Origin of the sequence: Streptomyces sp. NRRL S-495 (assembly GCF_000966955.1) — a bacterium.
Classification (GTDB): domain Bacteria; phylum Actinomycetota; class Actinomycetes; order Streptomycetales; family Streptomycetaceae; genus Kitasatospora; species Kitasatospora purpeofusca.
On record NZ_JZWY01001405.1, the window covers coordinates 1 to 214 of the forward strand.

Annotated in this window: 1 pseudogene; it reads left to right on the forward strand. The window is 74.3% G+C overall.

Annotated features, from left to right (window positions below):
- Positions 1–214: pseudogene (locus VR45_RS41875) on the forward strand (3-(3-hydroxyphenyl)propionate hydroxylase); the annotation flags it as partial.

The window sequence follows — 214 nt, forward strand, 5'->3', positions numbered from 1 at the left end:
ACCCGGAGCCGATGATGGTCTGCGGCGACGTGGAGGTCGAGGGCCTGGAGCCGGGTGCCTGGCACCAGTGGTTCGGGCCGCAGGGCGCCTTCATGCTCTGCCCGTTCGAGGGCAGCCCCCGCTGGCAGCTCCAGGCCAGCCCGGAGACCGCCCCGGACGGCACGACGGTCCCGCCGTCGCTGGAGAGCTTCCAGCGGCTCGCGGCCACCCACAC